Source organism: Bradyrhizobium guangdongense (assembly GCF_006483445.1).
Taxonomy (GTDB): domain Bacteria; phylum Pseudomonadota; class Alphaproteobacteria; order Rhizobiales; family Xanthobacteraceae; genus Bradyrhizobium; species Bradyrhizobium guangdongense_A.
Genome location: NZ_PPPT01000062.1, coordinates 12,328 through 36,505, shown reverse-complemented (window position 1 = coordinate 36,505; position 24,178 = coordinate 12,328). Strand labels below are relative to the sequence as shown.

General features: G+C 64.4%; 15 protein-coding genes and 1 pseudogene. 8 read left to right on the top strand and 8 right to left on the bottom strand.

The genetic code is table 11. The features are described from left to right. The 4 genes and pseudogenes from C2U70_RS33795 to C2U70_RS09275 all read right to left on the bottom strand — a co-directional run. Window positions 1-120, bottom strand: a pseudogene (locus tag C2U70_RS33795) (carboxymuconolactone decarboxylase family protein); the annotation flags it as partial. 33 nt (window positions 121-153) lie between these two features. Further along, complete coding sequence (locus C2U70_RS09285; protein ID WP_140977700.1) at window positions 154-1,764, bottom strand: MDR family MFS transporter; 1,611 nt, start codon at window positions 1,762-1,764, stop codon at window positions 154-156. A 112-nt stretch (window positions 1,765-1,876) separates the two neighbouring features. Further along, on the bottom strand, window positions 1,877-3,052 hold the full coding sequence (locus C2U70_RS09280; RefSeq protein ID WP_140977699.1) for an HlyD family secretion protein: 1,176 nt from the start codon (window positions 3,050-3,052) through the stop codon (window positions 1,877-1,879). Window positions 3,053-3,278: 226 nt separating this feature from the next. Then, window positions 3,279-4,034, bottom strand: a complete 756-nt coding sequence (locus C2U70_RS09275; protein ID WP_186294150.1) for a TSUP family transporter — start codon at window positions 4,032-4,034, stop codon at window positions 3,279-3,281. 107 nt (window positions 4,035-4,141) lie between these two features. Here C2U70_RS09275 and C2U70_RS09270 point away from each other — a divergent pair, with 107 nt between their 5' ends. Continuing rightward, on the top strand, window positions 4,142-5,086 hold the full coding sequence (locus C2U70_RS09270) for a LysR substrate-binding domain-containing protein (protein ID WP_140977697.1): 945 nt from the start codon (window positions 4,142-4,144) through the stop codon (window positions 5,084-5,086). 48 nt (window positions 5,087-5,134) lie between these two features. Beyond that, window positions 5,135-6,046, top strand: a complete 912-nt coding sequence (locus tag C2U70_RS09265; protein WP_140977696.1) for a LysR family transcriptional regulator — start codon at window positions 5,135-5,137, stop codon at window positions 6,044-6,046. Window positions 6,047-6,050: 4 nt separating this feature from the next. On the opposite strand, the gene C2U70_RS09260 is transcribed toward C2U70_RS09265, so the two are convergent. Beyond that, a complete protein-coding gene (locus tag C2U70_RS09260; RefSeq protein WP_140977695.1) occupies window positions 6,051-9,494 on the bottom strand; it encodes an indolepyruvate ferredoxin oxidoreductase family protein in 3,444 nt (1,147 codons plus the stop codon). A 154-nt stretch (window positions 9,495-9,648) separates the two neighbouring features. Here C2U70_RS09260 and C2U70_RS09255 point away from each other — a divergent pair, with 154 nt between their 5' ends. Continuing rightward, window positions 9,649-10,104: an Lrp/AsnC family transcriptional regulator gene (locus C2U70_RS09255; RefSeq protein ID WP_140977694.1), complete on the top strand. Its 456-nt coding sequence runs from the start codon at window positions 9,649-9,651 to the stop codon at window positions 10,102-10,104. Window positions 10,105-10,225: 121 nt separating this feature from the next. On the opposite strand, the gene C2U70_RS09250 is transcribed toward C2U70_RS09255, so the two are convergent. Then, entirely contained in the window at window positions 10,226-11,011 is a 786-nt protein-coding gene (locus tag C2U70_RS09250) for a fumarylacetoacetate hydrolase family protein (RefSeq protein ID WP_140977693.1), read from the bottom strand. Between the two features lie 18 nt (window positions 11,012-11,029). After that, window positions 11,030-12,397 carry an LLM class flavin-dependent oxidoreductase gene (locus C2U70_RS09245; RefSeq protein ID WP_140977692.1) on the bottom strand — a complete coding sequence of 456 codons (1,368 nt, stop codon included), beginning with the start codon at window positions 12,395-12,397 and terminating at the stop codon, window positions 11,030-11,032. Between the two features lie 349 nt (window positions 12,398-12,746). Here C2U70_RS09245 and C2U70_RS09240 point away from each other — a divergent pair, with 349 nt between their 5' ends. Further along, entirely contained in the window at window positions 12,747-16,862 is a 4,116-nt protein-coding gene (locus tag C2U70_RS09240) for a bifunctional diguanylate cyclase/phosphodiesterase (RefSeq protein ID WP_140977691.1), read from the top strand. Here the strand turns inward: C2U70_RS09240 and C2U70_RS09235 are convergent. Next, window positions 16,836-17,177: a hypothetical protein gene (locus tag C2U70_RS09235; protein WP_140977690.1), complete on the bottom strand. Its 342-nt coding sequence runs from the start codon at window positions 17,175-17,177 to the stop codon at window positions 16,836-16,838. The genes C2U70_RS09240 and C2U70_RS09235 overlap by 27 nt on opposite strands. Window positions 17,178-17,863: 686 nt before the next feature. Here C2U70_RS09235 and C2U70_RS09230 point away from each other — a divergent pair. From C2U70_RS09230 to C2U70_RS09215, 4 genes are read left to right on the top strand one after another with little or no spacing between them, the layout of a single operon-like run. Beyond that, a complete protein-coding gene (locus C2U70_RS09230; RefSeq protein ID WP_140977689.1) occupies window positions 17,864-19,021 on the top strand; it encodes a glycosyltransferase in 1,158 nt (385 codons plus the stop codon). Between the two features lie 28 nt (window positions 19,022-19,049). Beyond that, entirely contained in the window at window positions 19,050-21,302 is a 2,253-nt protein-coding gene (locus C2U70_RS09225) for a GumC family protein (RefSeq protein WP_140977688.1), read from the top strand. Further along, on the top strand, window positions 21,299-22,456 hold the full coding sequence (locus C2U70_RS09220) for a glycosyltransferase (protein WP_140977687.1): 1,158 nt from the start codon (window positions 21,299-21,301) through the stop codon (window positions 22,454-22,456). The genes C2U70_RS09225 and C2U70_RS09220 overlap by 4 nt, the downstream gene beginning before the upstream one ends. Further along, window positions 22,453-23,832, top strand: coding sequence for an O-antigen ligase family protein (locus tag C2U70_RS09215; protein ID WP_140977686.1), 1,380 nt, complete (start codon window positions 22,453-22,455; stop codon window positions 23,830-23,832). Before C2U70_RS09220 ends, C2U70_RS09215 begins: the two co-directional genes overlap by 4 nt. Window positions 23,833-24,178: the final 346 nt, after the last annotated feature.

Genomic DNA, 24,178 nt, shown 5'->3' with positions numbered 1-24,178 from the left:
GATCTTGACGAGCTCGATCAGGGATTTTTCCAGTCCGGTGGACTGGATCTGCGTCTCCAGCGCCGTCAGCGCCTTCATCGTGTCGGGGGAAGCCTGGTAGAAATTCATGCGGGGTTTCATGGTCTCGTTCTCCTGTGTGGTGGTTGATCAAACTCAGTGTGCGCCGCCGGCGTCGAGATGGCCGGGCTTCTTCAGCAGCATGGATGCCAGCAGCGCGACGATCAGCGCGGCGCCCAGCAGGAAGAACATGTCGCTGAAGGCGAGGATGAAGGCCTGCTTCTGCACGATCTTGCCGATGGCGGCGATGGCGCGATGCACGGCCTCGGCATGATCGGCCACGCCGTGGGCCATGAAGTACTGCGTCAGCTTCTCGATCCGGCTTTGCGTCGCCTGCTCCAGCATCGAGACCGACTGCATCAGCACGTTGGAGTGATACTGCTCGCGCTTGGTGAGGAGTGTCTGCAGCAGCGCGATGCCGACGGCGCCGCCGAGGTTCCGCATCATGTTGAACAGGCCGGAGGCCGACCCCGCGTTCTCCGCCTCGATGCCTGCGGTAGCGACAGCGGACAGCGGCGCGAACACCAGGGCCTGGCCGATGGCACGCACGATGTTGGGCCAGAACAACTGATCGGTCGCATAGTCGTTGGTCATGTAGATGTTCATAAAATTGGAGGCGGCGAACAGTGCGAACCCAATTCCGATAATGACGCGGGCATCGAAGCGTTGCATCAGCCGCGGCACCAACGGGATCAAGAGCAGTTGCGGCAGGCCGGTCCACGCCAACACCATGCCGATCTGCTCTGCATTGTAGCCCTGGATCCGCGACAGATAGACCGGCAGGATGAACACGGAACCGTAGAGCGCGATGCCGAGCAGGAAGTTGGCGAGGATGCCGAAGCCAAAATTGCGGCGGGCTAGCAGGCGCAGGTTCAACAGCGGCTTCTTCGTGGTCAACTCGATCCACAGGAACAGGCCGAGCGCCACAGTGGCGATCACCGACAGCTTGACGATGAAGGGCGAGCCGAACCAGTCGTCCTTGTTGCCTTCCTCGAGCACGGTCTGCAGCGCCGACAGGCCGATCGCCATGGTGACGATGCCGAGCCAGTCGCCCTGGCGCAGCAGCGACAGCTGCATGGGCTTCGATTCCAGCGAGGCATACAGCATCGCGATCATGATGATGCCGGGGACAAGGTTGACGTAGAAGATGTACTCCCAGCCGAAATTCTCGGTGAGATAGCCGCCGATGGTCGGGCCGATCGCAGGCGCGAAGGTCGCCGATAGCGCGAACAGCGCGAGGCCCACCGGCTGCTTGCCCTTCGGCAGCAGCGTGATGATCAGCGTGAAGGCGAGCGGGATCAGCGTGCCGCCCGTAAAACCCTGCACGGCGCGCAGCGCAATCATCTGCGGCAGATCCTGCGCGAAGGCACAGGCGACCGACAGGGCCAGGAACAGGATGGCATTGGTGAGGAGATAGATGCGGACCGAGAAAACCTGCGCGAGCCAGCCGGACAGCGGGATCACGACGATCTCGGCGATCAGATAGGAGGTCGAGATCCAGCCGCCGTCGTCGATGCCGGCACCGATGGCGCCCTGGATGTCGGCGAGCGAGGCGTTGACGATCTGGATGTTCAAGACAGCCATGAAGGCGCCGAGCGTGGCGCCGGCGACCGCGATCCAGGTCTTTGCGGAGACGGCGGGCGCTGCGGCAGGGGCCGGGATGTGTGCCGCGGAAGCGGCGTTGAAGGTCGGTTGGAGCGTGCTCATGGGGGCCTCGTCTCGTGGTCGGAGACAGGATGCATTGGGTGTCCGGGTTCGATAATCAGCGAAGTTCGGGAAGCATCCGGCAGAACCTGATGATTCCGCCGGATGAGCCGGTTTAGCCGCCGTTCGGCCGCGGGGCGTTGTCGGCGATGCGCTTGGCGGTTTCACGCTCGGTGATGACAGTCGCCTTGGTGTTGACGGTCGGCTCGGCAGACATGCCCGGGCGCAACAGGCCCTTCAGCCTGGTGTCGTCGAGCACGATCTTCACCGGCACGCGCTGCACGATCTTTGTGAAGTTCCCGGTGGCGTTGTCGGGCGGCAGCAGCGCGAATTCGAGGCCGCTCGCCGGCGACAGGCTGTCGACATGACCCTTCAGCCTGGTGCCGTGGAAGCCGTCGATGGTGAGCTCGACCGGTTGACCGTTGCGCACATGCGTGAGCTGGGTCTCCTTGAAATTTGCGACCACATAGACCTGATCGAGCGGCACCACGGCCATCAGCTGCGTGCCGGCCTGCACGAATTGTCCGACGCGCAGCGTGCGCGCACCGACGGTGCCTTCGACCGGCGCCTTGATCTGCGTGTAGGAAAGATTGAGCTCGGCCTGCTGCTCGACGGCGCCGGCGCGGTCGAGCTGGGCGACGGCCTTGGCGCGCTCGGTGGTGAGCACGTCGACCTTGCGCTGCGCGGCGAGCAGGCCGGATTGCGAGCGCTGCATTTGCGCGGTGCTGGTGCGCAAGGCCGCGTCGGTCTGCTGTGCCCGCTGCACCGTGCCGGAGCCGGTCTTCATCAATCCGTCGTAACGGGTCTGCTCCTCCTGCGCGAACTTCAGATTCGCTTCCGCAGCCGCGACGTCGGCGGTGCCCTGTTCGATGATCGGCTGCTGCAGGGCGATCTGCGCATCGAGGTTGCGCACGGCCGCTTCAGCTGCTGCGACATCGGCCCTGGCCTGACTGAGCGCGGCCCTGAAGTCGCGATCGTCGATCTCGGCCAGCAACTGGCCGGCCTTCACGGGCTGGTTGTCGCCGACCAGCACGCGGGCGATGTAGCCGGAAACCTTCGGTGCGATGATCGTGGAATCCGCCTTCACATAGGCGTCGTCGGTGGTTTCGAGGTAACGGCCCTGGGTCCAGTAGTCGTGAGCGTAATAAGCGACGGCCGCTGTGCCGGCGAGGAGCGCCAGCACCAGTGCCGTGCGCCGCGCCACATTGCGGATCGAGACCGAGGTCTTCGGTGTTTCAACAGCGATCTCAGTGGCTTGCTGGAAGATTGCGGTGCGGGGCATCTCGGACATAACGGGTCTCCTCTCGGCTTTCCTTGAACATCGGCTTTTCTGGGTCAGGTGATAATCAGCGAATTACGGGAAGGATTATCCACTCCGGGTGGATAGTCGTTCGGCGCGCCCTCCGCGCTCTTCTCGTGGTGCAGGCTTGGCGATGGTCTAGCGGGCAAGGTCGTCGACTGCGCCAGAGCGATTGCCCGGTTTGGCGAGCGATTGCTGCCAACCCGTGTGATGCTGTTCATTCGAAGCTCCCGAATTGCAGGACGAGGCCTTGGGCGAGGCTGACGGCGGCAACCGCTGCGATGAGGCGCCGCGACCACAGCGCGAAGCCGGCATCGGAGAGGGTTTCGAGCAGGCCGCGGGACAGCAGGGTCCCGAGCACCGCCGCGGCGATGGCGAGCAGCACGGCCAAGGGGGAGATCCCGCCGTCGTCGATCAGCAGCAGCCGGCCGAAATAGATCAGCTTGAGCACGTGGCCGATCGACTGGATCGCGGCCTTGGTGGCGATGATCTCCTTCCGGCTAAGTGCCGTCTTGACGAAGAACAGGTCGAGGATCGGCCCCGAGACGCCGGAGATCAGTTGCAGGCCCGTGCACAGCGTGCCACAGCCGATCGCCTGCCGCGGAGCCATGACATTGGGCGTCAGGTGGCTTGGCACATGCAGTCCCGCGAGGGACAAAAGACCAATGAAAATTAGGGCTATTGGCTTGCTTGGCGCGACCAGGCCGCAGGCCACGATGGCGCCGGCCAGAAGCGCACCGGCCGTGTATCGCGCGACCACAGGCCGTACGACATGCTGCCGCCAGCTCCAGGCGCGGGCGAGGTTGGCCGCGATCTGGGTGAGGCCGTGCAGCACCATGGCCGGCGCCACCGGCATGAAGCACAGCAGCAGACTCATCAGGATCATGCCGCCGGCCATGCCGAACAGGCCTGAGATGAACGAGGTGGACAGCACGGAAGCCGCGAGCAGTGCGGCGAAGGGCATGCTGATCATGGCGACCCCCGGAAGGTTCATAAGATTGCGATGCACCTTCATGGGCCGTTTGACAGCGGACCCGCAAACGGGTTTATCTGGGCCATAGGCTCAGGAAAACTATCCCTATGGTCACCCGCCGCCTGCCGTCGCTGAACGGACTGCGCGCCTTCGAGGCTGCCGCGCGCCACGGCAGCTTCGTCGGGGCCGCGGACGAGCTGAACGTCACGCAGGCCGCGATCAGCCGCATGGTGCGCTTGCTCGAAGAGCGCTTCGGCTTCCAGCTGTTCGAGCGCCGGCCGAACGGGCTCGATCTCACCGCGCAGGGCAAGGCGTTGCAGCCGGGGCTGACGTCGGCGTTCGACGCCATCGCCGGGATTGCCGAGCAGGTCAGCGCGATGCAGACGACACCTGCGCTCACGCTCGGCGTCGGCCCGACATTTGCGGTGCGTTGGCTGATCCCGCGGCTGCGCGGATTCTACGAGACGCATCCCGAGATCGACATTCGCTTGTCGACCGGAGGCGCGATGAATCCGTTCCGCGACGACTGGACCTGCGGCATCGTGCTCGGCGACGGACATTGGCCGGGCTACGAAGCCGAATTGCTGTTCAGGACCGATCTCTTTCCCGTCTGCACCAAAGCGGTTGCCGAACGCATCCCGCATCCATCGAAGTTGACGCGACGGGACATGCTGGAGGTGGCGCACTCGCCGGAGGACTGGCAGCTCTGGCTTGCCGCCGCCGGGGTCAAGCCGCGCGGAAAGGCGGTCGGTCCGACGTTCGGAAATCACACCATGGCATTGCAGGCTGCGGTTGACGGAATAGGTGTTGCGATCGGCTTTCGTCCCTATGTCGAAGAGGATCTTGCCAAGGGGCGGCTGGTCGCGCCGTTCTCGATCACGGTGCCGAAGCCACGCGCCTGGTATCTGCTGTACCGCGCGTTCCGGAAGGACGACCCCGGGCTCGCCGTGTTGCGGACCTGGCTGCACGACTCGCTGGCGGGTGAACGGCAGGCTGCGTCTCAACCGCCGCGGAAGGGCGCCCGCAAGCGTGCAGCTTCAAGGTCCGCCTGATAATGTCGCGCCGTCGGGCGATATCATCAACTGAAAGCGGATAAATCCGTGGATCGGCTCACCAGCCTCGAAGTGTTCAGCCGCGTGGTCGAGACCGGCGGCTTTTCCTCAGCTGCCCGCAAGCTCAACATGTCCACGACCATGGTGAGCAATCACGTGCAGGCGCTGGAGGACCGGCTCGGCGTGCGGCTGCTCAACCGCACCACGCGCAAGGTCAACCTCACCGAGATCGGCAAGGCCTATTACGACCGTTGCGTCCAGATTCTCGCCGATATCGAACAGGCTGACGACATCGCGGGCGCGTTGCAATCGACGCCGCGCGGCACGCTGCGCATCTATGTTGCGACGCACATCGTCGCGCTCGTCGCCCCGATCGTTGCCGAATTCCTTGCAGCCTATCCCGAGGTCAGGGTCGAGCTGATGATGGGCGAAGCCAATGTCGACATCATCGAGGAAGGCTTCGATATCGCTTTACGGCTCACGCCACCGCCGGATTCGAGCCTGATCGTTCGCACGCTCGCGACGTGGCGCCACGTGCTGTGCTGTTCGCACGGCTATATCGAGAAGCACGGCCGTGTCGAGACGCTCGCCGAGCTCGGCGACCGCAACTGCTTCCGCCACGTCAACTATCCCTTTGGCGACGAATGGCACTTCGTCGACCGCAAGGGCGCGCCGGCCACGGTGCGCATCTCCGGAAATCTGGTGACCAACAGCGGCGAAACGTTGCGCCGGGCCACACTCGAAGGCGGCGGCATCTGCCTCGCCGCCGGATTTCTGGTGCGCGACGATCTCGAAGCCGGCGACCTCGTTCGCCTGCTGCCGGAATATCGGCCGGTCGAGCTGTCGATGAATGCAATCTATCCGCACAGGCATCACCTGTCGGCGAAGGTCAGGACCTTCATCGACATGCTGGTGCACCACAGCGCCGAGCATCAGAAGCTGATCAACCCCTATTCCTGAGGGCTCAAGCAGCGCGTCCGGTCTCCCTACGTTCCGCGAGGTTGGCCCGACGACTTGCCACCTCGGCCTTCACCTTTGCGATCGCAGCGTCCTTCACCGGTCCATAGCCACGGATCTCCATCGGCGCTTTTGCGAGCGCGATGAGATCGGGGAGCGTTGCCGCATCCAGCCTCCGAAGAATTTCGGCGATCAGTCCCTCATACCAGGCGATCAGTTCGCGTTCCGCGCGCCGCTCGGCTGTGTAGCCGAACGGATCGAACGCCGTGCCGCGCAAACCTCTCAACCGCGCCAGCACGCGTAGCGGCAACTGGATCCAGGGACCGAAAGCGCGCTTGCGGGGCCGGCCGCGCGCATCATGCTTTCCCGGCAGGAACGGCGGCGCGAGGTGATAGGTCACGCGATAGTCGCCGTCAAACGTGCGGCCAATCTCGTCGAGGAAGCCGGTCTGCATGTGCAGGCGCGCCACCTCGTACTCATCCTTGTACGCCATCAGCTTGAACAGGGCGCGCGCGACGGCGTCGGTCAGCGCCTCACTGCCGAGCGCGGCTTCCGCGCTGCGCACCTTGGCGGCCGTCGTCCGGTAGCGGGCCGCATAGGCTGCGTCCTGATAGGCGGTGAGGAATTTTGCGCGGCGATCGATCATCTGGTCGAGCGTCTCGGTGTCAGGCGCGTTGTCTTGTTTCGGCAGGGAAGCAGGATCGGCCGCGGCGATCCGGCCCCAGGCAAAGGCCTGCTTGTTGCGCTCCACCGTGACGCCGTTGAGTTCGATCGCGCGCAGCAGCGCTTGCAGCGAGATCGGGACCAGGCCCTGCTGCCAGGCGAAACCGAGCATGATGATGTTGGCGTAGACGGCATCGCCGAGCAGGCGCTCGGCCAGCGCATTGGCATTGATGGTGGCGAGATTGTCCTCGCCAATAACGCGGCCGATGGCGCGCAGGCGGGCAGGGGAGGCGAGGTCGGCATCGCGCAGGCGCACGACGTCGCCGGTTGGCATCTCCGCTGTGTTGACAGCGGCACGCGTGCCCAAGCGATAGGTGCCGGACGCTTTCGGCGAGGAGCTGACGACGAGATCGCAGCCGATCAGCGCATCGGCGGCGCCCTGGTCGATGCGGACCTGATGCAGCGCATCCGGAGCCGAGGCGATGCGGATGTAGCTCAGCACCGGGCCGAACTTTTGCGCAAAGCCGGTAAAATCCAGCACCGAGACGCCGCGACGCTCGAGATGCGCGGCCATGCCGATCAAGGCGCCGACCGTGATCACGCCGGTGCCGCCGACGCCAGTCACCAGAAGGTCAAAGGGCTTTTCGAACGTCGCCGGCGCGGGCAATGGGAGCGTTGCCGCGCGCGCGACGGCGTCGATATCGCTTGCGGCCTTCTTCCTCCGCGTCGCGCCTTCGACGGTGACGAAACTCGGGCAGAAGCCGTTGAGGCAGGAAAAATCCTTGTTGCAGGTCGAGAGGTTGATCTGACGCTTGCGACCGAACGGCGTCTCCTTCGGCTCGACGCTGAGGCAGTTGGATTCGACCGAGCAGTCGCCGCAGCCTTCGCAGACGAGGTCGTTGATATAGGCAAAGCGCTTGGGATCAACCATCTGCCCGCGCTTGCGGCGGCGGCGCTTTTCGGTGGCGCAGGTCTGCTGATAGATCAGCACGGAGACGCCGGGAATGTCGCGCAACTCGCGCTGCACGGCGTCCATCTCCTCGCGCGGATGGATGGTGACGCCGCCTGGCAAATCGGCCGGCGCGAAGTGTGAGGGATCGTCGGAGACCAGCGCAATGCGCGCAACGCCTTCGGCGCGGACACTGTGCGCGATGGCGTGGACGCTGACGGGCCCGTCGACCGGCTGGCCGCCGGTCATGGCTACGGCGTCGTTGAACAGGATCTTGTAGGTGATGTTGGCGCGGGCCGCGATCGCCTGCCGGATCGCCATCGAGCCCGAGTGATAATAGGTGCCTTCGCCGAGGTTCTGGAAGACGTGCTTCTTGCCGGTGAATCTTGACGACGCCGCCCAGTTGACGCCTTCGCCGCCCATCTGGATCAAGGACGATGTCTCGCGGTCCATCCAGCTCGCCATGAAGTGACAGCCGATGCCGGCCAGCGCCTTGGACCCCTCAGGCACCTTGGTCGAGGTGTTGTGCGGGCAGCCCGAGCAGAAATAGGGCGTGCGGGTCGCACCGGCGACCGTGATCAAGCGCTGCGCTTCCGGCGCGAGCGCGGCGGCGCGGGCGACGAGGTCGAGCCCGGGAAACATCGGATCGAGCCGCCGCGCCAGCACGGACGCCAGCGCACGCGGTGACAATTCGCCGATCCACGAGATCAACCGTGCGCCGGTCTCGTCATGCTTGCCGACCATGCGTTCGGGCTTTGCGCCGGGATAGTCGTAAAAATACTCCTTGAACTGGCTTTCGATGATGCCGCGCTTCTCCTCGACGACGAGAATCTCGCGCTTGCCCCGCACGAACTCCATCGCGTCATGCAGCGCCAGCGGCCAGACCATGCCGACCTTGTAGATATCGATGCCGATGCTGCGGCAGGCGCCTTCATCGAGGCCGATCAGCCGCAGCGCTTCCATCAGGTCGAGATGGGCTTTTCCTGTCGTGACGATGCCGTAAGTGGCGTGCGGAATGTCGTAGATTCGGCGATCGATCGGATTGGCTTTGGCAAAGGCGTAAACGGCGTGCTTCTTCGCTTCCAGCCGCTCCTCGATCTGCGGTCCCGGCAGATCGGGCCAGCGATAGTGCAGGCCGCCGGGTGGCGGCGTGAAGTCGGGCCGCGCGAACGGGCGCGGCGGGCGCAAGGCCACCGAGGCGCCGGATTCGACGATCTCCGAGATCGCCTTGAAGCCGACCCACATGCCGGAAAAGCGGCTCAGCGCGTAGCCATATTCGCCGAATGCCAGATATTCGCCGACATCGGCCGGATGCAGCGTCGGCATGAACCAGCTCATGAAGGCGACGTCGGACTGGTGCGGCATCGAGGAGGAGACGCAGCCATGGTCGTCGCCGGCAACGACGAGCACGCCGCCATGCGGCGACGAGCCATAGGCGTTGCCGTGCTTCAGCGCATCGCCGGAACGATCGACGCCGGGGCCCTTGCCGTACCAGAGCCCGAACACGCCATCGACTTCGCGATCGGCTTGCGTCTCTACCTGCTGCGATCCGAGCACGGCGGTTGCGGCGAGATCCTCGTTCACGGCAGGGAGAAATTCGATGCGATGGCTCTTCAACCGTTCCTGGATGCGCCAGAGCTCGAGGTCGACGCCGCCGAGCGGCGAGCCGCGATAGCCGGAGATGAAGCCTGCGGTGTTGAGACCTGCGGCGCGATCGCGCCTGGCCTGGTCGAGCGCGATGCGGACGATGGCCTGCGTGCCTGTGAGGAAGACGCGGCCTTCCTCGCGGTCGTAGCGATCGGAAAGCTCGTAGGCGTCGAGGGCGGAGATGGCGTCCATGGCTAGCCTCGTGCGGCATCACTGGCGGATGGAACGAGGGTATGCCCGGAGGGCTGGTAGGTCTTACCTATATTTCCTGATGGCGAACCGGTTGCGATAATTTTTTGCGTCAATTGTCAAATTTTGGTAGAGTATACCGAAATGAGGGTTCCTCATGGTTGAAGACCAGGACGCGCAGATTCTCGCGCATCTCCAAAAGGATGGTCGCGCCACCAACCAGCAGCTCGCCGAGGAGGTGGGCATGTCGACCTCGGCCTGCTGGCGCCGGGTCCGCGCGCTGGAGGAAAGCGGCGTCATCCAGGGCTACGCCGCGCTGGTCGCGCGGGAGCGTGCCGGCTTTGCGATGTCGGCCGTGCTCCATGTGTCGCTGGAGCGGCACGACGCAAAATTCGTGGATGAGTTTGTGTCCCGAGTCACGAAACGTCGCGAGGTGCTGGAGTGTTTTGCGACGACGGGCGACGCCGACTATCACCTGCGCGTCGTCGTGCGCGACATGGCCGCCTACAACGAATTTCTCGACGAGTTCATGTTCCGCATTCCCGGCATCCGCCACGTCCGCAGCAATGTGATTTTGAAAGAGATCAAGTCGAGCGTGGTGCTGCCATTCTAGCCGCGTCGTAGCTCTCGTAGGGTGGGCAAAGCGAAGCGTGCCCACCTCTCTTTCGCAATTGGGAGAGATGGTGGGCACGGCGCAAGAGCGCCTTTGCCCACCCTGCGGCACCGTGCCAGATCTACTGCCCCTCCCGCACAAACCTGTTTCGCAGCGTGCCGATGCCGGTGATGTCGATCTCGACGACATCGCCGTGCTTGATATCCGGTGACGCACCGTCGGTGCCCATCCAGATCACGTCGCCCGGCCACAGCGTAAAATACTTCGTCAGCTCCACCAGAAACGGCACCACGCAAAAAATCATGTCGGAGGTCGCGAAGGAGTTGGTCTGTTTACCGTTGACGCGGACGATGGTCTCCATCTTGTCGAGATCGGCCTCGGTCTCGATCCACGGCCCCATCGGCTTGAAGGTGTCGGCGTTCTTCGAGCGCCACAGGCCGCGATCGGCCTTCTGCCAGGTGCGCTCGCTGACGTCGTTGCCGATGGTGTAGCCGAACACGCAATCCATCGCGTTGGTTTCAGTCAGGTGCTTGACCTTCTTGCCGATCACGACGACGAGCTCGCCCTCATAGTGAATCTTCTCGGTGGCAAAAGACGGGATCACCACGTCCTCGTCATGCGCGATCAACGCGTTCTGCGCGCGATAACCGACTTCAGGCCGATCAGGGACTGCCGGCACCTCGCCGCGCTTGTCCGCGGCCTCCTTCAGATGCTTGAGGTAATTCAGTCCGACGCAATAGAACGTGCGCGGGACCAGCGGCAGCTCGATCTTGACTTGCGACAGCGCGTGCGTGTGTACCGTGCGCTGCCATTCGCCGAAGGGGTCGCCGTCGACCGCGATGACCTGATCGCCCTCGACGAGGCCCCAGGAGGTCTTGCCCGAGGCGGTGAATTTGAGCCAGCGCATGCGAAGTTTCCCTCTGTTCTATTCGGCGGCCGCTGACGGTGTGGCCTTCCAGGCGCCGGCGGCGGGTCGCTTCAGCCCGAGATTCTCGCGCAGCGTCTTGCCGCGATAGCCTTTTTGAAACAGTCCGCGACGCTGCAATTCCGGCACGATGTGCTTGACGAAGTCGGCGTAGGAGCCGGGCACGTAGGTCGCGGCAATGACAAAGCCGTCGCAGCCACGCTCGACGAACATCTCCTCCAGCTTGTCGGCGATCTCCTTGGGGCCACCCACCATCGCATCCTGCACCTGGCCGCGGCCGGAGAAGGTGACGAAGTCGCGTGCGCTCGGATTGCTCTTGCCTGAAATCTTCAGCACGCCGTCGCGGATGCCGAGGATTCCCTGCATGCTCTTCAATTCTTCGGTCGTCAGCGGTTCGTCGAGGCCCTTTGAGGCGAAGTCGTAGTTGAGGGCTTCGGCAAGCAGCGACAGCGCGTCGATCTGCAGCGGCAGCTTGTTGATCACGGCCATCTTGTCCTCGGCCTCGGCTTTGGTCGCACCGCAGACAGGCGTCGTCAGGTTGCAGAGGAACATCTGATCGGGATCGCGACCGGCTTTTGCGGCCTCGTTGCGCACGGCCGCATAGCCTTCCTTGGCGCCCGCAAGATTGCGTGCGGCAGTAAAGATCACCTCGCCCCAGCGTCCGGCAAAGCGCTGGCCGCGGCCGGAAGCACCGGCCTGGATGATCACGGGATGGCCCTGTTGCGAGCGTGGCACGGTGAACGGCCCGCGCGATTTGAAGCCCGGCCCCTTGTGATCGAGCCGCTTCACCTTGGTCGGATCGGCAAAGCGGCCGCTGGTCTTGTCCATGATCAGCGCGCCATCTTCCCAGGTGTCCCAATGGCCCAGCACGACCTCCATGAATTCGTCGGCGCGGTCGTAGCGGGCATCGTGTTCGGGATGTGAATCCCGGCCCATATTGAACGCCTCGCCGTCGTTCAGCGACGTCACGACGTTCCAGCCGGCGCGCCCGCCGGACATCAGATCGAGCGTTGCGAAGCGGCGCGCGACGTCGAAGGGCTCGAAATAGGTCGTCGAGCAGGTCGAACCCAGCCCGAGCTTGTCGGTCACCATGCCCATGGTGGTCAGCACGATCAGAGGATCCATCTTCACACAGCGGATGCCGTATTCGACGGTGTGGGCGTGATCGTTGCCGTAGCGATCCGGCATCGCCAGGCGATCGTCGAAGAAGGCCATGTGGAATTTGCCGGCTTCGAGAATGCGCGCGATCTCCTGGTAGTAGTCGGCCGACATCGAATCGTCGCGGGAGTCCGGGTGCCGCCACGAGCTCGGCAAATTGGTGCAGTTCTGTGCCTGCAGGAAGCCGACCAGTACCATTTGCCGTGTCATGCCGTGGTCTCCTTGGGTCCAATCAGGCGAGATCGAGCTCCGATCGGCATGGCGTTTCCCCAGAGCGGGTTGCCCTTGCCGGGCACCCATTGTTAACCGCCATCGTCTCAAAGCGCTCGCGCGATATCAATCTCCCGTAAACCAAAGCAGGGCTGCAAATTCGTAAAGCCGCGGCCCTTCGGCCGCCGCGCGATACCTCCACCGTAGTTTTCCCAACAGTTTTGCGCCGCGCATTCGCAGCTCGTTCACTCTGATGACTAGTTTGCCGGACGCAATAACGACCACTTAGGTGATTTCTCGCGATAACGGGTCCGGGAAAAAAAGGCAGTAATGCCCGGGAGCCAGGACCTTGCAGACGACCCTCGCGCGCACCTTTGCAGCGTTGAGTGCCATCAACGAAGCGATTCTCTACGCGAAATCGCCGGACGAGCTGTACCAACGGGTATGCGCCGCCGGGTTTTCGAGTGGGGATTTTCTGGCCGTGTCCGTGTTCCTGGTCGAACCGGACGGCCGGCGCTTGCGCTTTGCAGCCGGCTGCGGCGAGGACGTCGCGCGGCTGCGCTCGATCGAGATCACCACGGAAGAGGGGACGCCCGAGGGATCGGGCGTCGGCGGCTACGCCTTCCGCGAGCAGAAGCTCTGCATCAGCAACGACTATCTCAGCGATCCGCGCTCGCTGGCCTGGCGCGAAGGGGTCGTCAAGAACCACATCGGGGCGGCCGCGGCCGTGCCCTTGATCTGCAACGGGCGCAGCGTCGGGGTATTGTTCGCGACGCGTAATGAAGCCGGGTCGATCGACGCGCAGATGGTCTCGCTGTTCGAGCGCATGTCGGCCAACATCACCTATGCGCTGGAGAACTTTGAGCGCGAAACCGCCCGCCAGAACGGCGAGCGCGCCACGCGGCGGCTCAATCGCATGTTCGGCGCCCTCAGCTCGACCAACGAAGCGATCCTGCAGGCCAAGACCGAACGCGAGCTGTATCAGCGCGTCTGCGACGCCTCCGTCTTCGGCGCCAAGTCGTTTGCGACGGTTGCGCTGCTGCGCGAGCCGGACTCGCATTGGCTGGCGCCGGTCGCACTCACCGGGCAAAAGCTCGATCTGGTGAAGCAGGCGCGCTATTCCGTCGATCCCGACAATCCGTACGGCCGCGGCATCAGCGGCGAGGTGTTCCGGACGCAAAAGGCGATGGTCGAAAGCGATCTCGCCGCGCGCACCAGGGGAACGCCGTGGGAGCGGGCCAATATCAGCTCCGGCGTCGTCGCCTGCGTGGTCGCACCTCTGATCAAGCACGGCGAGAGCGTCGGCGTACTGATGTTCTTCGTCAGCAAGTCCTGGGCGGAAGACGACGAGATCGTCGCACTTCTCGTGCGCATCGCGGAGAACGTGTCCTTTGCCATCGAGAACTTTGATCGCGAAACGGAAAAAGCCCGGATCGCGGATGAGGAAGAGCGCCTCGCGCGCATGTATGCCGCGCTCAGCGCGACGAACGAAGCGATCATCCGCGCGCACTCGCGTAGCGAATTGTTCGACCTCGTCTGCGAGGCATCGGTGCAGGGGGGCAAGTTCGGCTCGGCCACGATCGCGCTGGCCGACAATGACGCCGAACTGCTCCGTGTCGTGGCCAGTGCCGGCCCGAACGCGGAGGAGGTGCGCAGTCTCAAATTCGCGACCTCGGACAAGGTGCCCGAAGGCCGAGGCCTGACGGGCACGGCCTTCCGGACCAGGCAGATCTGCATCAGCAATGATCTGCTCGCGGACGAGCGGATCAAGCCCTGGCATGCGAGCGCGCGCCGCACCGGCGTGAAATCCTCGGCCGTGTTGCCGCTCGTCAATGGCGATCGTGCCGAAGGTGTGTTCCTGTTCAATTCGCTCGAAGCTGGCACCTTCACCCCCGAACTGGTCGAACTCCTGGAGCGGCTTGCCCGCAACGTATCGTTCGCGATGGTCAATCTCGATCGTGCCGAGGAGAAGGCGCGAGCCGACAAGCAGCGCGGCCGGCTCAACGGCATGTTCCAGGCGCTGAGCGCCACCAATGAAGCCATCATGCGCGCCAAGACGCGCGAGGAGCTGTTCCAAGTCGCCTGCCAGGCGGGTGTGCTCGGCGGCACGTTCGCCTCGACGACGATCGCAATGCTGGACCCGGATGGCGGAATCGTCCGTGTTATCGCCGCCAAAGGCCTCAGGTGCGATCGGATGTTCGGCCGGACCTGCAGGGTCTCCCCGGATCATCCCGAGGGCCAGGGCATCATCGGCACGTCGCTGCGGTCGGGGCAGCCCTGCATTTTCAATGACTATCTGAACGACCCGCGGTCGGTGCATTGGCGCGCGAAGGCCGCCGAGGACGGTACCCGCGCGGCGGCGAGCTTTCCGTTGCTCCGCGCTGGTCGCCAGCCCATCGGCGTCCTGCTGTTCCACGCGACCGAGGAAGACACCTTCACGCCCGACCTCGTCGAGCTCCTGACGCGGCTCGCGGAGAACGTCTCGTTTGCGCTGGACAATTTCGACCGTGTCGAGGAGAAGGCGCGCACCGAGGCGCAGAAGGAGCGCCTGACGCGCATGTTCGCCGCGCTCAGCGCGACCAACGAAGCGATCATGCGGGCGAAATCCCGCAACGAGCTGTTCGAGCTGGTCTGTCAGGCCGCATCGAATGGCGCAAAATTCACCTCGACCACCGTCGCGCTCGCCAAGGCCGACAGCGACCAGCTCGAGATCGTGGCTGCGGCCGGGCCGTCCGCCGAGACCACCCGCAACGTCCGCCTCTCGATCGATCCCGAACGCCCCGAAGGGCGGGGCATGGCCGGCACCGCGTTCCGCACCCGGCAGCCCTGCATCAGCAACGACTATCTCAACGACAGTCGTGTCGCGGCCTTCCATGCCATCGTTCGCAATGACGGAGCGAGGTCCGGCGCTTCATTTCCGCTGATCGTGCATGACCAGGCCGTCGGCGTCATGATCTACATGTCGACCGAGCAGGATACCTTCACTGAAGAGTTCGCCGAGCTGTTGCAGCGCCTCGCCGACAACGTCGCCTTCGCCATGGAGAATTTTGATCGCGCCGACGCCAAGAACCGGGCAGACGAGCGCATCGAATACCTGGCCTCGCATGACAGCCTGACCAATCTGCCGAATCGCGAGACCTTCAACGCCCTGCTCCGCGAGGCGATCGACGAAGCGCACCGCCACGAGCGCCGCTTTGCGCTCCTGTTCATCGACCTCGACCGGTTCAAGGTGATCAACGATTCGCTGGGCCACGAGGCCGGCGACCTCCTGCTGCTCGAGGTCGCCAACCGGCTGCGCAAGGCGTTGCGCGCAAGCGATGTCGTGGCGCGGCTTGGCGGCGACGAGTTCGTCGTCATCCTCGACCAATGCGGCGATATCGACGACGTCCAGCACATCGCGACCGGGCTGTTGGCCGCGCTCGGCCAGCCCATGGAACTCGCCGGCCATGAATGCCACACCACCGCGTCGATCGGCATTGCGATGTATCCGGCCAACGGCTCCGACGCCCAGACACTGACCAAGAACGCCGACATGGCGATGTATCTCGCCAAGGAAGACGGCAAGAACGGCTATCGCTTCTTCTCAAAGGAAGTGAAGACGCAGTCGATCGAGCGGCTGTCGCTGGAAAGCGCGCTGCGCCGGGCACTGGAGCGCGAGCAGTTCTCGCTGCACTACCAGCCCAAGGTGGACATGGAGACCGGCCAGATCACCGGCGTGGAAGCGCTGCTGCGCTGGACCCATCCCGAGCTCGGCAACGTTTCGCCGGCGCAGTTCATTCCGCTCGCCGAGGAGACCGGCCTGATCGTGCCGATCGGCCGCTGGGTCGTCAGGGAAGCCTGCGCGCAGGCGATGGCCTGGCAGCGCCGCGGGCTGTTGCCGCTCTCGATGGCGGTGAACCTGTCGCCGCGGCAGTTCGCCGACGAGCATCTCCTGGAGGACGTCGACGAGGCGCTCGCCGCGAGCGGCATGTCGCCCGTGCTGCTGCAGCTCGAGGTCACCGAGAGCATGATGATGCGCAATGTCGGGCGCGCGCTGAAGGTGCTCGACGCCATCCAGAGCCGCGGCATTCGCCTCGCCATCGACGATTTCGGCACCGGCTATTCCTCGATGTCGCTGATGAAGCATTTTCCGATCGACACCATCAAGATCGATCGCTCCTTCGTGCGCGACCTGCCGCATGACAGCGAGGACCAGGCCATCGCGCAGGCGATCATCAGCATGGGTAAGGCGCTCGGCATGACCGTGGTCGCCGAGGGCGTCGAGAATGCCGAGCAGGAGGCGTTCCTGCGCACCCATGGCTGCGACGAGATGCAGGGCTATCTGGTGGCAAAGCCGCTGCCGCCGCAGCAGGTCGCCGAATTGCTGCGGCCGATGAGCCTTCCCATCGCCCCGCCGCTCCAGCCGGACCAGGACATGACCGCCGAGGCAGATGTGCCGTCACGGCTGAAACGCGCTGTCGTCTGACGGCAGCGGGTGCAGGTCGTGGATCTCGTGATCCGCGGAGTCCGTTTTGCGCGGAAAGTCATCGGGCCAGGGCAACGACGTCTGCTCGGCAAACAAGTCCAGAATGACACGCGCGCCGTCTCCGAGGTCCGATCCGTCGCGTAAACCGAGCTGGCTGCACCACGCACGCGGCATCGTTTCGTGGCCGTCCAGCGCGGCCATGGCAGTTCCCCACCACCAGCCGGGCGCAGGTGAGCGTTTGTCCTCGGGCACCGCCCGCCATCGTGCAAATTCGTCCATCGTACGGCCGAATTGCAGGCCTGCAGCCTGTTGCATGGTAGCGAAACTCCTGCGCGAAAACCGGTCAGGCATCGCCTTCGCCGCAATCGATCTCCGATCGATTGCACGCGATGCCGGGGGATACGCTCTGTTGCGAGGTTCTGCGACGGGAAAGCGCGCTCGTCGCGGAAAGCGAACGCTACCCTACCACCGATCTCTCGCCCCGTCTGCCTTCACCTGGGCAGGGTCTTTGCGTCGCAGGGGAGCTCATTCGCAGCCATTTGGAACAGATGCAGCGTTGGCTGTTGACTCGACGTTAAGACGATCGACGAGCCGCGGTGAAGCGTCGCACGCATGGCTCGCGTCTCACGAAAGCGCGCGTTTGCGCTGCAAATCGAGCCCGAAATGACGCTCATTGCGTCACGATTTCGCTCGAAAGTTAAAGGGAATCCCCGGGATTCTTCGCGACCGCGAAATCCCCTGTTAACTAAGGTCCTTTACGGTTCGTAACTCAGAGCCAGAACTGCATCATTTCCGACGTCATTTCTCCGCTTTCGACACTTCATCCATCGGCGCCGACATGTTCGGAGCGCGAAACCAGAACTTAAAAATTTCTTACCTGTTAACGAGCAAAAAACAGGGATGAAAGCAGAGCGGGTTAACTAGGAATTTAGGAACGAGTTGTGCGCGCGCGTGGGTCCCTTAAGGGTTTCATCAAATTGCCCTGGCTTGCGGGAATCAAGATGCGCGTCGCTATCGTTCACGATTGGCTCTACGTTCTAGGCGGCGCCGAACAGGTCCTTCGCGAACTCCTGAAGTGCTATCCGGACGCGGACGTCTACACGCTGTTCGACCTGCTTCGCCCCGAGGATCGCCGCAAGCTCGGCTTCGAAAAGTCGCACACCAGCTTCCTGCAGAAGATGCCGTTCCTCAAGCGGCACCATCGTTCGTATCTGCCGCTGATGCCGCTCGCCATCGAGCAGTTCGATCTGTCGAGCTACGATCTCGTGATCTCGTCGAGCGCCGCCGTCGCCAAGGGCGTGATCACCGGCCCGGACCAGTTGCACGTCGCCTATGTGCATTCGCCGATGCGCTATGCCTGGGACCTTCAGCATGTCTACCTGAAGGAGAGCGGCATGGAGTCTGGCATCAAGAGCGCGATCGCACGGACGATCCTGCACCAGATGCGGATGTGGGATTCTCGCACCGCGCACGGCCCCGACGCCATCATCACCAATTCCAACTTCGTCGCCCGCCGCGTCAAGAAGACCTACGGCCGCGACTCCAGGGTGATCTATCCGCCGGTGAGCCTCGCCAACCGCGACCTCATTCTGCCGGTCGGCAACCACTTCCTGGCCGCGAGCCGGCTCGTGCCCTACAAGCGGATCGAGCCGATCGTGCGCGCCTTCAACGACATGCCCGACCTCGAGCTCGTCGTCGCCGGCGACGGACCGGAGGCGGAGCGGCTGAAGAAGCTCGCCGGGCCCAATGTGAAGTTCGTCGGCTTCGTGCCCGACAGGGATCTGCGCGACTTGATGACAACGGCGCGGGCCTTCGTGTTCGCCGCCGAAGAGGATTTCGGCATCGTGCTGGTGGAAGCGCAGTCCGAAGGCGCGCCGGTGCTCGCGCTCGGCAAGGGCGGTGCGCGCGAATCGATCGCCGCAACCGGGACGCGTCCTACCGGGATGTTCTTCGACAAGCCTGACCCGCAGTCGATCGTCGAATGCGTGCGGTCGTTTGTCGCCAAGGAGAAGTCGATCTCGCGGCTGGATTGCCGCCAGCGCGCGAGCTTCTTCTCGGCCGAGAGATTCCGCAACCAGTTCGTTGCGGCCGTGACCGAGGAATTGGAGCGGTTCCGTGCCGGAGACCAGGCGCTCGAGACGCCTCGGTTGATCGCATAGGGCTCGCCATTGTGCCGAGAACAACACTATGAGGCACGCGAGCGTATCGGAGTCCTTATCCGGTCTGGAATCACTGGCTAGAATCTGGCGGCGCCGCCGGCTGTTCGCCACGGTATTTCTCGGCACGATCGTGCTGACGATCGTCGCGCTGCTGGTGTTACCTGTCCGCTATCTCGCCACCGCCTCCGTCATCGTGGCCGAGCAGGAGCCGGGCGTCGCCAATGCCTCGCCGGCCTGGGCGCAGAAGATCGGCGATCCCGCCGACCTCGAGAGCCAGCTTCTGGTCATTCGCTCGCCGCGCCTGATGCGGATCGTGATGAACGCGCCGGGCGTGCTCGACGCCGTGACGCTGGAGTGCGAGCGCAGCCGCATGTTCGGTTCGGGCGATGCCTGCCAGCGGTTGCGCACCGACAGCACCGCATTCATCGAGCATGTCGACAGTCATCTTTCGGTGACGTCGGCCGGCCGCTCGCGCGTGATCAACATCTCCTATCAGTCCGCCATTCCCGAGGTCGCCAAAACGCTGGCCAATGCGCTGACGACGGCGTTTCTCGAAGACCAGCGCACCGAAGGCGCCAACAGCCGCGAGGTGGCGACGACCTGGCTGTGGCAGGAGCTGCGCCAGCTCGACGACCAGTTGCGCCAGGCCGATGACAAGATCCAGAAGTTCCGCCGCACCAAGGGCCTGATGCGCGGCGCCAACGCGCCCATCACCTCGGAGCGGCTGTCGAGCATCGGCCAGCAACTCTCGGCGGCCGAGGCGGCGCGCGCCGAAGCGGCTGCACGCCTGCAGGAGATCAAATCGCAGCAGGCGCGCGGCCTGACCGATGCGCCGTCGGTGCTGTCGAGCCGGTCGATCGCCGATCTCAAGCAGCAATTGACCACGGTGAGCTCGCAGCTGGCCAGCGCCACCAGCGTGCTAGGGCCGCGGCATCCATCGATCATGGCGCTCACGCGCGAGCAGGGGCTGATCCAGCAGCGCCTCGCCGACGAGATGCAGAACATCGCCGCGAGCGCCCAGAAGGCCTATGACGCCAACGACAACCTCGTGGCCTCCCTGAAGAAGCAGATGGAGACGGCGAAGGCCGAAGCCGGATCGGCGACGCTGGACGAAGCCTCGATCGAAAGCATGGTGCGCGACACCGAGATCAAGCGCCAGCAATATTCCGAGCTCTACAAGAAGGCGAGCGAGCTGGAGACCGAGCGGCGCGTGCTGCAGGGTTCGACGCGGCTCGTCAGCCTGGCTGAGCTGCCGAACAAGCCGTTCTTCCCCAAGAAGCTGCCGTTCCTCGCGGCGGGCTCGACGCTCGCGCTGATCTTTGCCGTTGCCGCAGCGCTGCTCGCGGAACGGCTCGGCCCGGCTCCTGCGGGCGCGGAGCAGCCGGCGCCATCGCGCGCGGCGCGTCCGATCGACGAAGCCAAGACGGAGGCGGTCCGGGTGAAGGACGAGGCGCCGCCCCCTGCCGCTCCCGTGGCGATGCCGGTCGAGCGTTCCTCACTGCTCTCCGCGATGACCGGCGCGCCCATCATTGCGCGGCTGCCGCGGTTGCGTGAGCCGCAGGCGGCTTCGGCCGTCAGCAGCATTCTGCAATCTCACCTGAAACTGCCGATCCCTGACGTGCTGCGGCTCGCCGTCAGCGACGATGATTTCCAGTGGATGCTGCACAATCTCAAGCTTGGCCTGCGCCTCGGCAGCGCCGAGGGCGCGCAGCGCATTGTCGTGACCTCGCCCGGTGCGGGTGAAGGCAAGACCGTGACGACGCTGGCGCTGGCGGAGCATCTTGCCGCCTTCGGTTGCCGCGTGCTCGCCGTCGAGTGCGACGTGCTCAATCCCAACTTTGAAGGCGCGCTCGGCATCGAGGGCGGTGTCGGCCTGCTCGGTGTCCTCGCGGGCTCGATGACCGCGCGCGATGCCGTGGTCCGCACCGCGGTGCCGAATCTCGACGTGCTGGTTGCGGGTGGCGCCGGCGCCCGTGCCGCGAACATGCTGTTCGGAAAAAGGCTCGTCGATCTGCTCGGCAATGTCGGCAGCTACGACGTCATCCTGATCGACAGCCCGATGCCGCTCAATGCGGGCAGCTACCTCGCAGGCATCGACCACACCATCGTCTGCCTCAAGGGCGACAGCTCGCTGATGGGGCGTGCCGCACCCGCGATCGCCGAAGTCCGCGCGCTTGGCGCCGGCAGCGTCGTGATCGCGGTGACGATGGAAGAAAATCCGCGCAGCAACGCCTACCAGCCCGCGTTCATTCCGACTGAAGAATATGCCAGGGCGGGATGATGTCGAACGAACGCGTCCTGTTCGTGGATCACACCGGGCAGATCGGCGGCGCCGAGCTGATCCTGCTCGACGTCATTGACGGACGGCACGAGTCCTCGGTCTTCCTGTTCGAGACGGGACCCCTGAGCAAGGCGGTCGCGGACAAGCGGCTCAATATCATCGCGTCGAAATGGGGCAACGGCCTGTCGCAGTTCCATCGCGACAGCTCGCCGTTGAGCGCGTTGCCGCTCGCCGGGCGCATGGCGGCCATCGTGTTCGAGATCGCGCGTGCGGCGCGCCGGCACGACATCGTCTATGCCAATTCGCAGAAGGCCTTCATTCTGGCGTCGATTGCCAGCGTGATCGCGCGGCGCCCGCTGATCTGGCACCTGCACGACATCATCAGCTCCGATCATTTCGGTGCCACGCAGCGGCGGGCGCAGGTGCTGCTCGCCAATGCCTGCGCGACCAGGGTGATCGTCCCGTCCGAGGTCGCCGCAACCGCGTTCATCGACGCCGGCGGCAAGCGCGATCTCGTCGACGTCGTTCCGAACGGGCTTGCCATTCAACCCGATCCCAGCTCGCCGGATGAACTGAGACAGGGGCTCGGCCTGCCCGCAGGCTCCCTGGTCGGCGTGTTCAGCCGCCTCGCAGCCTGGAAGGGCCAGCATGTGCTGATCGAGGCCGTTGCAAGGCTTCCCGGCGTGAATTGCATCATCGTCGGTGATGCTCTCTTCGGCGAGCAGGACTATGCCGCGCGGCTCAACAAGATGGTTGCCGATCTCGGCGTTGTCGATCGCATCCGCTTCCTCGGTCATCGCAACGACGTGCCAAAGCTGATGAAAGCCGTCGACGTCATGGTGCATCCGTCGATCGATCCGGAACCGTTTGGCCGGACCCTTGTCGAGGCGATGCTGGCGGGCGTGCCGGTGGTTGCCACCAATGCCGGCGCCGCACCCGACATCCTCGAAGGCGGCAAGGCCGGCACGCTGGTGCCGCCGAACGATGCAGCCGCGCTCGCCTCTGCGATATCCACCGTGCTGGCAAAGCCCGAGCAACTCTCCGGCCAGCTCGAATATGCCTCGGTCCGTGCCCGCGTCCATTACGGTCTGAAGCAAATGCTCGACACGATCGGGCTCGTGATCCGCAAGGCGCAGGCGGGGGCTTTGGCATGAGCGCGAGCCTCGCCTCGTCGCAACGGCACGGTGTGTGGCCGCTGCCGGGCTGGCTCGCGGCGGTGCTGATGCTTGCCGTCGTCGCCGGTGTCGGCGGCATGCTCGGCGGATTGTCGCGGCTGGTCTTCGTGCTCGGCTGCGGTGCGGTCGGCTGGTACGCGTGGCGCCAGGGCGCTGCGGCGCATCTGCAGGCCGCGCTGGTGCTCTTCACCTTTGCACCCTTCGTGCGCCGGATCGTCGATCTCGCGGTGGGCTTCGATACACTTGGCCTGATGCTGATCGGACCGCTGCTCGCGATCCTCGTGCCCGTCCTGTATCTGCCGCGCCTTCTGGAAACCGTGGACGTCCCGGCGAAATGGATCTGGCCGCTCGGCATCGTCGCCTGCTGCGTGATCTACGCCTCGATGCTGTCGATGGCGCAAGCCGACTGGAACAACGCGGCCTCGGGCGCGCTGAAATGGCTCGCGCCGCTGCTCTATGCGTCGGTGTTGATGCTGAGTGCCGATAGGCGCGAGTTGATTGATGCCGCGACCTCGGCCTTTCTGGTCATCCTGCCCGTGACCGGGCTCTACGCCATTTACCAGTATGTCGATCCGCCGGCATGGGACCAGTACTGGATGCAGCTTGCGCCGATCCTGTCGATCGGCCTGCCGATCCCCTACGGCGTTCGCTCCTTCTCGACCATGAACTCGCCGGCGAGCTATGCGAGCTTCACCGCGGTCGGGTTGTTCCTGCTCGCCTTCTCGCAGAGGCGCTGGCCGGCCCTGCTGCTGGCGTTGCCGGCCGGCCTCGGACTGCTGTTGTCGCTCTATCGTACGGCGTGGATCTCGCTCGCCGTGGGCATCCTGTTCTGCCTGCTGTTCTCTGCGACGCGGCGGCGGGCGAGCCTGATCTTGATCGGGACAGCCGTGGCGTTGGTATTGGCTGCGACGCTGACGCCGTTTGGCGACGTGGTCGGCGAGCGGCTCTCGACGCTGGGTGAAGGTACTCAGGACGGCAGCGCGCAGGAGCGCCTCGAGGAGTTCGTCACGCTGTGGCGGTTGCCGGACTCCTCGCTGTTCGGTTCCGGCTTCACCATCACCGACGTCGGCTCTGCCGGCGCGATGCCGATCGACGGCATGATCATCGCGTGCTGGCTGTCGATGGGCATCGTCATCGGCGGCTTTTGTCTTGCCGCCCTGTTCTGGTCGATCGGCAACGCGTTGAGCACGGCGTTTAGCGATCGTAGCGCGGAGGCCGTCATCGTCGGCGCGTTGGCGCTCGGTGCGCTGGCGCAACTGCCGCTGGCCAGCATCACCTCCGGCGAGGCCGGATTCCTGTTCTGGACCTTCGCCGTTCTGCTGACGCCGCGGATGATCGAAGGGTCGGTCGAATGAGCGCTGCGCGGCGTCGAATCGCGTCTTGAAACCGCCGCGTTTTGGCGGCGTTCGTCCGTGTTTCTACCTATATCGTTAACGTGTCAGTTAACCTAAGCGTGTGGTCGATTCAGTGCTCATCTGGGCAGATTCACCGCGTTTTCGCCTTGGAAACGCATCGTGCGGCATCATGCATCCGCGCGTCGAGCCGTTGATGCGCGCGCAGCGACGAAACGTCCCTACACTCTTGGCTTTTCCGCTGCTATTGGTGGACTACTACCTGCGGATTCAGAATTCGTTAACTGAACTGCCGGTTCGACTTTTCATCGGGGGGCTTGCTTATCTCGTCTGCATCGGTCTCGCAGTC

Excerpts from the sequence above, each read along its gene's own strand:
- C2U70_RS09270 (WP_140977697.1), top strand. The coding sequence starts at position 4,142 with ATGGTCACCCGCCGCCTGCCGTCGCTGAACGGACTGCGCGCCTTCGAG.
- C2U70_RS09250 (WP_140977693.1), bottom strand. The coding sequence starts at position 11,011 with ATGCGCTGGCTCAAATTCACCGCCTCGGGCAAGACCTCCTGGGGCCTC.
- C2U70_RS09260 (WP_140977695.1), bottom strand. The coding sequence starts at position 9,494 with ATGGACGCCATCTCCGCCCTCGACGCCTACGAGCTTTCCGATCGCTAC.
- C2U70_RS09245 (WP_140977692.1), bottom strand. The coding sequence starts at position 12,397 with ATGACACGGCAAATGGTACTGGTCGGCTTCCTGCAGGCACAGAACTGC.
- C2U70_RS09255 (WP_140977694.1), top strand. The coding sequence starts at position 9,649 with ATGGTTGAAGACCAGGACGCGCAGATTCTCGCGCATCTCCAAAAGGAT.
- C2U70_RS09275 (WP_186294150.1), bottom strand. The coding sequence starts at position 4,034 with ATGATCAGCATGCCCTTCGCCGCACTGCTCGCGGCTTCCGTGCTGTCC.
- C2U70_RS09215 (WP_140977686.1), top strand. The coding sequence starts at position 22,453 with ATGAGCGCGAGCCTCGCCTCGTCGCAACGGCACGGTGTGTGGCCGCTG.
- C2U70_RS09285 (WP_140977700.1), bottom strand. The coding sequence starts at position 1,764 with ATGAGCACGCTCCAACCGACCTTCAACGCCGCTTCCGCGGCACACATC.
- C2U70_RS09225 (WP_140977688.1), top strand. The coding sequence starts at position 19,050 with ATGAGGCACGCGAGCGTATCGGAGTCCTTATCCGGTCTGGAATCACTG.
- C2U70_RS09230 (WP_140977689.1), top strand. The coding sequence starts at position 17,864 with ATGCGCGTCGCTATCGTTCACGATTGGCTCTACGTTCTAGGCGGCGCC.
- C2U70_RS09220 (WP_140977687.1), top strand. The coding sequence starts at position 21,299 with ATGATGTCGAACGAACGCGTCCTGTTCGTGGATCACACCGGGCAGATC.
- C2U70_RS09280 (WP_140977699.1), bottom strand. The coding sequence starts at position 3,052 with ATGTCCGAGATGCCCCGCACCGCAATCTTCCAGCAAGCCACTGAGATC.
- C2U70_RS09235 (WP_140977690.1), bottom strand. The coding sequence starts at position 17,177 with ATGCAACAGGCTGCAGGCCTGCAATTCGGCCGTACGATGGACGAATTT.